Genomic DNA, 1692 nt, shown 5'->3' with positions numbered 1-1692 from the left:
TATTTAGATCGCTAGCTGTTTTGATAATAAAAGCCGTGTCTTAAAAGGACACGGCTTTTTTTGCTATAAAGCAGCCCCCCGCGCCGTTATGTTATTTACGCTGCTTTTTTACTAATCTTTACAACGGTATCGTTTTCATAAATTTCACAATCCTCAGGAATCCCATATGCATAATAAGGGTTTTGTTCTGTATATGAATAATCATTTCTTTTTAATCTTGCATTGCCATGTACCAAACCTCTAATGGTGTGATAACCAGTCACTTTAGCATTGCCATAAACAGAACCATAGACCTTAACATACCCACCCACGCTAGCATTGCCATAAACCTTGCCATAAATTTTTGAAGAGCTACTTACAACAGCATGATCATAAACCTCAGCCTTGCTATAAATGCGTGCACTTCCTGTTAATTTTGCATTCCCATAAACCCTTGCATATTGATAAACCCACACCTTATCAGAAAGATGCGCATTATCATAAACATGAGCTCCAAAATACACGCGGGTTTTATCATATACATGCGCATTGCCATAAACAAAACCACCAATGACAGCGTTGCCATATACCCTTGCATTTTCATAAACACGACCAGATTTTACAACACAAGCATTATCATAAACCCAGCAATTGCCATCATGAGAAAGATTATCTTCCTTTTCAATAAAGCCGCCTAAATCACCAGCTTTAACATCCGCAAAGTCTTTTAAAGCACGAATGCGGTATAAAGTAATCCCTTTAACGTGACTTTCATTTATAAGCTCATATTTTTTAGATACATTTTTAGTGGTCATAGGTAGCTCCCTAATCTAACATTTGAATAAATTTTAAGAGGTTTAAAGAAGGCGCCCCCGCCGCGCCCGCGCGTTATTTAAGCTGTTTTCCTATGAGGACGACACATAACAAAGCAAATTTCACCAGCAGGAGAAAGGCGTTCTGTATAAACATTATTCATTGTGTCACCACAAATATTCTTAGTAACAATAGCCATGCCACATGCATTGGCATTTTCATAAACATGCACTTTACTTACAATTTTTGCACTATCGAAAACATGGGCATTGGCAAAAACCTTTGCTGAATCGTAGACGCGAGCATTACCATATACAAAACCACCAACACCTGCATTGCCATAAACCTGCGCATTTTCGTAAACACGACCAGGGCTCACAACAATGGCCTGATCACCAACCCAGCAATTACCATCATGGGAAAGATTTTCTTCAGATTCAATATAGCCACCAAGTTGACCAGCTTTAACATCACCAAAATCTCTTAACGCCTTAATGCGATAAAGTTTCTTACCCTCACGAAGAATTGTTTGATTTGTGAGTTGATATTTTTTTACAGAATTCTGCATAATAATTACCTCGTATTTTAACATTTTGATTGACACCCTATAAGGGCGCCGGGCGCTCAAAACACGGATACGAGACCGTCGTTACACTTTCCCCTATGAAGGGTATTGTATAGTATAACCACACCCGGCAAAATCGTTATATGCCAATAAGAGCACAAAAGAAAGCCAGTATATTTTAGAAACATAGGAAGAGGTCGTTTCGTAACCTATCCGCTCGTATTACAGTGTTTTGAGCACTTGCCAACCTTAATAAAAGACCTTTTCTTTAAAGTCAATACGTATTTTTTATTTTTTTCACTTTTTTTCATTTTGATAATTACCTAATTGAATAT

General features: G+C 37.6%; 2 protein-coding genes. Both read right to left on the bottom strand.

Annotated elements, in window-relative coordinates:
* Window positions 1-95 precede the first annotated feature (95 nt).
* Window positions 96-794, bottom strand: a complete 699-nt coding sequence (locus ACFIM1_RS09220; RefSeq protein ID WP_375609751.1) for a hypothetical protein — start codon at window positions 792-794, stop codon at window positions 96-98.
* A gap of 77 nt (window positions 795-871) precedes the next feature.
* Window positions 872-1360, bottom strand: coding sequence for a hypothetical protein (locus ACFIM1_RS09215; RefSeq protein ID WP_375609750.1), 489 nt, complete (start codon window positions 1358-1360; stop codon window positions 872-874).
* Window positions 1361-1692: the final 332 nt, after the last annotated feature.

It is taken from the genome of Bartonella sp. AC158YNML (genome assembly GCF_042196725.1).
GTDB lineage: Bacteria > Pseudomonadota > Alphaproteobacteria > Rhizobiales > Rhizobiaceae > Bartonella.
Note: the sequence above shows the minus strand (reverse complement) of the source record. Positions and strands in the feature narration are given on the sequence as shown.